This window comes from Streptomyces mayonensis, assembly GCF_018982965.1.
Taxonomy (GTDB): Bacteria; Actinomycetota; Actinomycetes; order Streptomycetales; family Streptomycetaceae; genus Streptomyces; species Streptomyces mayonensis.
In genome coordinates this window covers 1-7,992 of record NZ_JACBYP010000199.1, presented here as the reverse complement: position 1 = coordinate 7,992, position 7,992 = coordinate 1, and the positions used below count along the sequence as shown (strand labels likewise).

Genomic DNA, 7,992 nt, shown 5'->3' with positions numbered 1-7,992 from the left:
CATCCGCCCCCCACTCTCCACACCCCACGCCTGCCCTGCCCCCACGCACGCATTGGACGAGCCGCTCCATGTCCAGCAGCACCACCACCGGGACGCCGCCGTCCCGGCCGGACGACGCCGCCCTCTCCCACGGCCTCAAGCAGCGCCACCTGTCGATGATCGCCCTCGGCGGCGTGATCGGGGCCGGGCTGTTCGTCGGCTCGGGAGCGGGCATCGCCGCCGCCGGGCCCTCGATCGTCGTCGCCTACACGCTCTCCGGCCTCCTCGTGATGCTGGTGATGCGGATGCTGGGCGAGATGTCCGCCGCATACCCCTCGTCGGGCTCCTTCTCCGCACACGCCGAGCGGGCCATCGGCCCGTGGGCCGGTTTCACCGCGGGCTGGGCGTTCTGGGTGCTGCTGTGCACGGCCGTCGGCCTGGAGGGCATCGGCGCCGCGCAGATCGTGCACGGCTGGCTGCCGGGAACGCCGGAGTGGGCGTGGGTGGCGCTGTTCATGGTGGTGTTCTGCGGGACGAACCTGGCCGCCGTGAAGAACTTCGGCGAGTTCGAGTTCTGGTTCGCCGCGCTCAAGGTCGGCGCGATCTCCCTCTTCCTGGTGCTGGGCGTGCTGGCTGTCGCCGGTGTGCTGCCCGGCACCGACTCCCCCGGCGCCTCGCACCTGAGCGACTTCCTGCCGAACGGCGGCAACGGTCTGATCATCGGCCTGCTCGCCTCGGTCTTCGCCTACGGCGGCCTGGAGACGGTGACCATCGCGGCGGCCGAGTCGGAGAACCCGGTCAGGGGTGTCGCGAGCGCCGTACGGACGGCGATGTGGCGGATCGCGCTGTTCTACATCGGTTCGATGGCGGTCATCGTCACGCTGGTCCCGTGGGACTCGCCCGAGGTCGTCGAGAAGGGCCCGTACGTCGCCGCCCTCGACGAACTGGGCATCCCGGGCGCGGGTCAGCTCATGAACGTCGTCGTGCTGGTCGCGCTGCTCAGCGCGATGAACGCCAACATCTACGGCGCCTCGCGCATCGGCTACTCACTGGTGGAGCGCGGCCAGGGCCCGAAGGCGCTGGGCCGGGTGTCGGGCGGGGTGCCGCGGGTCGCGGTGCTGGTCTCGTCCCTGTTCGGCTTCGGCTGCGTGCTGCTCAGCTACTGGCGGCCGGACGACGTCTTCTCCTGGCTGCTGAACATGATCGGGGCGGTCATCCTGGTCGTCTGGATCTTCGTCGCTGCCTCCCAGCTGCGGCTGCGCCGGCGACTGGAGCGGGAGGCGCCCGAGCGGCTGGTCGTACGCATGTGGGGCTTCCCCTGGCTGACGTGGGTGGCGCTGGCGGGCATGGCCGCGGTGTTCGTGCTGATGGCCCGGGAGCCGGACACGCGGGTGCAGTTGTACTCGACGGGCGGGATGACGCTGGCGCTGGCGGCCGTCGGGTACGCCCGGCAGCGGCGGGGGGCCGCCGCCCGCGGGTAGTGCGACGGCGTACGCGGCCGTGCACACGGCGTGCGCACGGACGCACGGACGCACGGACGCACACAGGAATCGGAAGGGGCCCCGGGCGCGAAAGGACGCGCGCGGGGCCCCTTCTTCCGTGGCCCCTGCCGCGCCCGGCGGCCCTCCGTACCTCCCTCCACGCCGTATTGCTGCTACGTGCACTTGCGACCACTTCGCAATAAAGGGTTCCATGGAGGTCGCACAGGCGTCCTGCTCGTGATCGTCTTCTCAACCTTCACCGGCGGGCGGCACGAGGAAGGCCCCCCGCGAGGACGTGACTCGCGGGGGCCTTCTGTGGGCGGGTGCGAGCCCCTCCTTCCCGCCCCGGCCGTCAGGGCTTGCGGGCGAGCCCGCCGTGCTGGCCGACCGGCCGCGGGGCGGCACCGTCCGCAGCCGGGTCCGGACGCCACAGCGGTACGGAGACCACACCCGGGTCGACCAGTTCGAGACCGTCGAAGTAGGCCTCGATCTGCTCGACGGGCCGCAGGAAGTACGGGACGGCACCGGTCTCGTTGTAGGCGTCCTGGGCAGCCTCGTAGTCCGGGTCGGTGCCGCGCGAGCCGTCGTTGACGCACAGGTAGCTGCCGGAGGGCAGACCGGCCAGCAGGGACCGGACCAGGTCCCGGGCCCGGTCGTGGCCGTCGACGTGTCCGAGGATGCCGCTGAGGATGAGGGCGGTGGGGCGGGTCAGGTCGAGGGTGCGTCCGGCCGCCTCGAGGATGCGCTCCGGCTCGAAGAGGCTGATGTCCTCGTAGGCGGTGGCGCCCTCGGGCGTGGAGGTGAGCAGGGCCCGCGCGTGCGCGAGGACCAGCGGGTCGTTGTCGACGTAGACGATCCGCGCCCCGGGGTCGTGCCGTTGGGCGGCCTGGTGGGTGTTGTCGACGGTCGGCAGCCCGGTGCCGACGTCCAGGAACTGCCGTACCCCCGCCTCCAGGACCAGGTACCGGATGGTGCGGCCGAGGAAGGCGCGGCTGCTGCGGGCGATGGTGACGATGCCCGGGAAGACGGCGGTGTAGGCGTCGCCGGCCTCCTCGTCGACGGGGTAGTTGTCCTTGCCGCCGAGCCAGTAGTTCCAGATCCGGGCCGAGTGCGGCACCGAGGTGTCGATCTCCGTCATGGGGTGGGGCTCACCTCCGGTGAGATGGGTGAGGCCCATGTTCCTACAGGTGGCGGTTCGGGCGGAACGGTCGCGGGCTTCGCCCGCCCGGGGGATTCCGGTGGCGGGCGTTCCGGGTGACAGTGCTCGGATGGGACTTCCGAACAGGCGCTGCCCCAACTGCGGGGACACGCACCAGGGCTTCCGGCCGCTCGACGACGCGGAGAAGGCGTATGTCCGGGGGCAGGTGCCCAGGGCAGACCTGGGCACCTACCGGCGCTGCGCCCGCGAGGGGTGCGTACGGGTGCAGTCGTACTTCGACTGGCGGTCCGGCTTCGACCTGCCGGACTCCTTCCGGCCTGCAGGTGACTGAGGTCCGGCCGGCGGGCCGGAAGGAGTCCGGTCCTGCGGCCTACAGGTTGCTGAAGTCCGGGCCCTTGGTGCGGGTGCGCTTGATCTCGTAGAAGCCCGGCACGGAGGCGACCGCGAGGGTGCCGTCCCAGAGCCTGGCGGCCTCCTCGCCCTGGGGCGCGGGGGTGACGACCGGGCCGAAGAAGGCGAGCTGTTCGCCGTCGTCGCCGGGGACGGCGATGACCGGGGTGCCGACCTCCTGGCCGACCTTGTCGATGCCCTCCTTGTGGGAGGCGCGCAGCTGGGGCTCGTAGGAGGTGCCGTCCCAGTGGTCCATGAGGGAGTCCGGCAGTCCGGCGTCCTTCAGGGCGGCGGCGACCGTCTCGCGGCCGGGGCCCTCGCCCTGGTTGTGGATGCGGGTGCCGAGCGCCGTGTAGAGGTCGCCGAGCACCTCGCTGCCGTGCTCCTCCTGGGCGGCGACGACCACGCGCACCGGGCCCCAGGCCTTGACCTCCAGCATCTCCCGGTACTCCGCGGGCAGCTCGTCGAGCTTGTCCTCGTTGAGGACGGCGAGGCTCATCACGTGCCACCGGACCTCGATGTCCCGGACCTTCTCCACCTCCAGGACCCACCGCGAGGTCATCCATGCCCAGGGGCACAGGGGGTCGAACCAGAAGTCGACGGGAGTCTTGTCCGACATGTCTCTCCTCATGAGGCGCACGAGCAGGTCTTTCCTCCGAGAACACGGCCACCCGTGCGGTCCATTCCCGCTGTCCGTTCCCGGACTGCCGTCCGTCAGGGGCGCATGGCAGGATCGGTGCTGTCCGCATACTGAACGCCACCCGACAACGCCGACCGACACCACCAACCGACACCACCCGAGGAAGTGCCGCCCGTGCCCGGTGAGAATCTGTCCCGTGACGAGGCCCGTGAGCGGGCCGCACTGCTGTCCGTCGACGGGTACGAGGTGTCCCTCGACCTGCGCTCGGCCATCGGTGAGGCGCAGAGCCCGGGCCCGCGCACCTTCCGTTCCGTCACCACGATCCGCTTCCGCTGTAACGAGCCCGGCGCCGGCAGCTTCGCCGACCTGATCGCGCCGAGCGTCACCGCCGTCTCGCTGAACGGCCGCGACCTCGACCCGAGCGAGGTCTTCGACGGCTCCCGGATCGCCCTGGAGGACCTGGCCGCCGAGAACGAGCTGGTCGTCGACGCCCAGTGCGCGTACTCCCGCACCGGCGAGGGCCTGCACCGTTTCGTCGACCCCGAGGACGGCGAGGTGTACCTGTACACGCAGTACGAGCCGGCCGACTCGCGCCGGGTCTTCGCGGGCTTCGAGCAGCCGGACCTCAAGGCGCCCTTCCGCTTCGAGGTGCGGGCGCCCGAGGAGTGGACGGTGTGGAGCAACGGCGCGGGTGAACGTGCCGACGGAGTCTGGCGGTTCGCGGAGACGAAGCCGATCTCGACGTACATCACGTGCGTCGTCGCCGGTCCGTACCACTACGTCACGGATTCCTACGAGCGCACCTTCGAGGACGGCACCCGGCTGGAGATCCCGCTCGGCGCCCTGTGCCGCAAGGGTCTGGCGCCGCACTTCGACGCCGACGACGTCTTCCTGATCACCAAGCAGGGCCTGGACTTCTTCCACGACCGCTTCGACTACCCGTACCCCTTCGGGAAGTACGACCAGGCGTTCGTGCCCGAGTACAACCTCGGCGCGATGGAGAACCCGGGCCTGGTGACGTTCCGCGAGGAGTACATCTTCCGCGGGAAGGTGACGCGGGCGTCGTACGAGGGCCGCGCCAACACGATCCTGCACGAGATGGCGCACATGTGGTTCGGCGACCTCGTCACCATGGAGTGGTGGGACGACCTGTGGCTGAAGGAGTCCTTCGCCGACTTCATGGGCGCGTTCGCCAACGTCGGCGCGACCCGCTTCAAGGATGCCTGGATCACCTTCGCCAACCGCCGCAAGGCCTGGGCCTACCGCGCCGACCAGCTGCCCTCCACGCACCCGATCACGGCCGACATCCGTGACCTGGAGGACGCCAAGCTCAACTTCGACGGGATCACCTACGCCAAGGGCGCCTCGGTGCTGAAGCAGTTGGTGGCGTACGCCGGTCAGGACGCGTTCCTGGAGGGCGCGCGGCGCTACTTCAAGCGCCACGCGTACGGCAACACGCGGCTCGGTGATCTGCTGTCGGTCCTGGAGGAGACCAGCGGGCGGGACATGACGGCCTGGGCCCGCTCCTGGCTCCAGACGGCCGGCGTCAACTCGCTGACCCCGCAGGTGCTGCTCGGCGCGTCCGGCACCGTCGACGAGCTGGCCGTGGTGCAGGAGGCCGCGGAGTCGCACCCCGAACTGCGCCCGCACCGGGTCGCGGTGGGCCTGTACCGGCGTACGGCCGAGGGCGCGCTCGAGCGGTACGCGCGTGCCGAGGTGGACGTCGAGGGGCCGCGGACGGTCGTGACGGAGCTGGCCGGTGCCGAGGCGCCGGAGCTGGTCCTGGTCAACGACGACGACCTGACGTACTGCAAGACGCGCTTCGACGAGACCTCGCTGGCGACGCTGCGCGAACACCTGGGCGCGCTGACCGACCCGCTGGCCCGCGCCCTGTGCTGGTCGGCACTGTGGAACATGACACGGGACGCGCTGCTGCCCGCCCGGGACTTCGTGGCGCTGGTACTGCGGTTCGGAGGGCGCGAGTCGGACATCGGCGTCCTGCAGATGCTGCACGCCTGGGCCGGGTCGGCGCTGGTGCACTACGCCGCCCCCGACTGGCGGGAGACCGGTGGGCGGCTGCTCGGCGAGGGTGCGGTGCGCGAGCTGCGGGACGCGGCGCCGGGCGGTGAGCAGCAGCTGGCGTGGGCGCGGTTCCTCGCGTCCGTGGCGTCCGGCGAGGAGGAGCTGCGCCTGCTGCACGGCCTGCTCCAGGGCACCGAGAAGATCGACGGCCTGGACGTGGACCAGGAGCTGCGCTGGGCGTTCCTCACGCCGCTCGCGGCCCACGGCACCGCCGACGAGGGCGTCCTGGCCGCCGAGTTGGCCCGCGACGACACCGCCTCCGGCAAGCGCCACCAGGTGCGCTGCCTGGCCTCGCGCCCGTCGGCCGAGGTGAAGGCGCAGGCCTGGGCGCAGGTCGTGGAGTCCGACGCGCTGTCCAACGCGCTGGCGGAGGCGACCATCGCGGGCTTCGCCCAGGCCTCGCAGCGGGAGCTGCTCGCGCCGTACACCGAGAAGTACTTCGCGGTGATCGAGCGGGTGTGGGCCGAGCGGTCCATCCAGATCGGGATGGACGTGGTACGGGGTCTGTTCCCGTCGCTGCGGGACTCCCAGGACACGCTGGACGCGACCGACGCGTGGCTCGCCGCGCACGAGGACGCGCCGCCGGCGCTGCGCCGTCTGGTGCTGGAGGCACGGGACGACCTCGCGCGGGCGCTGCGCGGACAGGCCTGTGACACGGCGGCCGCCGGCCGCTGACGCACCCCGACGTGCGGTCCCGGCCTTCTGGGGCCGCCCGAGGTCCGGCACCGGCCTCCGGCCCGAGGCCCGGCCCTGGCCTCTGGCCCCCCAAGTCCGGCCTCGGCCTGGGGGCCCCAAGGCTTGGCCCTGACCTCGGGCCCCGGAGTCCGGTCTCGGCCTCGGGGCCCGAGGCCCGGCCCCGGCATCTGGCCCCGAGGGCTCGCACCGGCCTTCGGCCCCGGCGTACGGGCCCTGCCCCCCGACCTCAAGGTCTGGCCAATGATTCGGCGCTGAGTCATCGTTACAAGATGAGTGCACGGCGCCCGTAACCCCTGGTCCCACCCGTTCGGACCAGGGGCTTCGGCATCCGAACACCCGTACTTGAGGGCGGTCTTGTCCGGATTGCGCGACGCGCTTGTAACAGCGGTTAAGGGGCGGATCGGACGCGGAAGGGTCCCGGTCATGACGCACGACACCCCGCTCTCCCCCCGCCCGCTCCACCACCTGGCCGACGGCCGGCGCCGGCTGATGACGGCCGCCCAGCTGCGGGCGCACGGGATCTCCGCCGCCGAGGCCAACGAGCAGTGCCGGCCCGGCGGACCCTGGCAGCAACTCCTCCCGAACGTGGTCCTGTTGCACGCGGGCCCACCGACCAGCGAGGAGCGTCTGCACGCGGTGCTGCTCTACGCGGCACGGGAGCGCACCCCCGCCGCGGCCTCCGCCGCCCCGGCGCCGGTGTCCGTGCCCCGCCAGCCGGGCGGGGAGCAACCGTCCCTGCCGGCCGGCCTCGAGGCGATGATCACCGGCCTGGCCGCACTCACGCTGCACGGCTTCTCCGCCGCTCCGCCGCTGCCGTCGCTGGCCGCCATCGACGTCCTGGTCCCACGGCTGCGCCGGCTGCGGTCGACCGGCTGCGCCCGCATCGTCCGCACCGCGGCACTGCCGACCGCCGAGCGCGTCGCCGCCCTCCCGGTGGCGCCGGTGGCCCGGGCCCTGGCCGACGCGGTGGCGGAGCTGACGGACCCCGGCGTCGTCCACCGGCTGCTGACGGAGGCGGTGCGCGCCGGACACTGCGAACCGGCGGCGGTGGTACGGGAGCTGAACCGGGCCCGGCTGCTCGGCCGCCCGCATGTCGTGGACGCGGTGGACTCCCTGGTCGCCGAGGGGCGGGCCCTCGCCGAGCAGCACCTGTACCGGATGGTGCACGAGCACGCGCTGCCGGAACCGGTCTGGAACGTCGACCTGCGCCTGCCCGGCGGCCCCCGCCTCGGCGGCGTGGACGCCTTCTGGCCCGAGCACGCGGTGGCACTGGAACTGGACACCCGGGGTGCGCACCGCCGGTCGGAGGACGACGCGGTCCGGGCGGAGCACGCCCGCAGGCGCGAGCACCTGGAACGGCTGGGCATCACGGTGGTGCGGCTGGTACCGCGCAGGCTTCGCGAGTCACTGGAACATCAGGCGGCCGTCGTGCGTACCGCGTTGATGGCGGCCGGTGACCGGGAACCCGCCGCCTATGTCGTGGTGCTGCCCCGGTAGTCGCCGGACGCGGGCGGAGGCCTGCGCGGGCCGGCGGGGCGGGGCGGACACCAGGAGGGGAGAGGAGG

The 7,992-nt window shown here is 72.4% G+C and carries 6 protein-coding genes; 4 read left to right on the top strand and 2 right to left on the bottom strand.

Annotation, left to right across the window (positions count from 1 at the left end):
• Positions 1-68: 68 nt before the first annotated feature.
• Complete coding sequence (locus HZS56_RS36650; protein WP_216725134.1) at positions 69-1,460, top strand: amino acid permease; 1,392 nt, start codon at positions 69-71, stop codon at positions 1,458-1,460.
• A 352-nt stretch (positions 1,461-1,812) separates the two neighbouring features.
• On the opposite strand, the gene HZS56_RS36645 is transcribed toward HZS56_RS36650, so the two are convergent.
• A complete protein-coding gene (locus HZS56_RS36645; protein ID WP_216725133.1) occupies positions 1,813-2,598 on the bottom strand; it encodes an SAM-dependent methyltransferase in 786 nt (261 codons plus the stop codon).
• A 130-nt stretch (positions 2,599-2,728) separates the two neighbouring features.
• Here HZS56_RS36645 and HZS56_RS36640 point away from each other — a divergent pair, with 130 nt between their 5' ends.
• Positions 2,729-2,950 (top strand): hypothetical protein, encoded by a 222-nt coding sequence (locus tag HZS56_RS36640; RefSeq protein WP_216725132.1) that lies wholly within the window; start codon positions 2,729-2,731, stop codon positions 2,948-2,950.
• 39 nt (positions 2,951-2,989) lie between these two features.
• Here HZS56_RS36640 and HZS56_RS36635 read toward each other — a convergent pair whose 3' ends face one another.
• Complete coding sequence (locus tag HZS56_RS36635; RefSeq protein ID WP_216725131.1) at positions 2,990-3,628, bottom strand: mycothiol-dependent nitroreductase Rv2466c family protein; 639 nt, start codon at positions 3,626-3,628, stop codon at positions 2,990-2,992.
• A 195-nt stretch (positions 3,629-3,823) separates the two neighbouring features.
• Between HZS56_RS36635 and pepN the strand changes: the two genes are divergently transcribed.
• On the top strand, positions 3,824-6,406 hold the full coding sequence (pepN, locus tag HZS56_RS36630) for an aminopeptidase N (RefSeq protein WP_216725130.1): 2,583 nt from the start codon (positions 3,824-3,826) through the stop codon (positions 6,404-6,406).
• 444 nt (positions 6,407-6,850) lie between these two features.
• Entirely contained in the window at positions 6,851-7,924 is a 1,074-nt protein-coding gene (locus HZS56_RS36625) for a putative endonuclease domain-containing protein (protein ID WP_216725129.1), read from the top strand.
• The last annotated feature ends 68 nt before the right edge of the window (positions 7,925-7,992 follow it).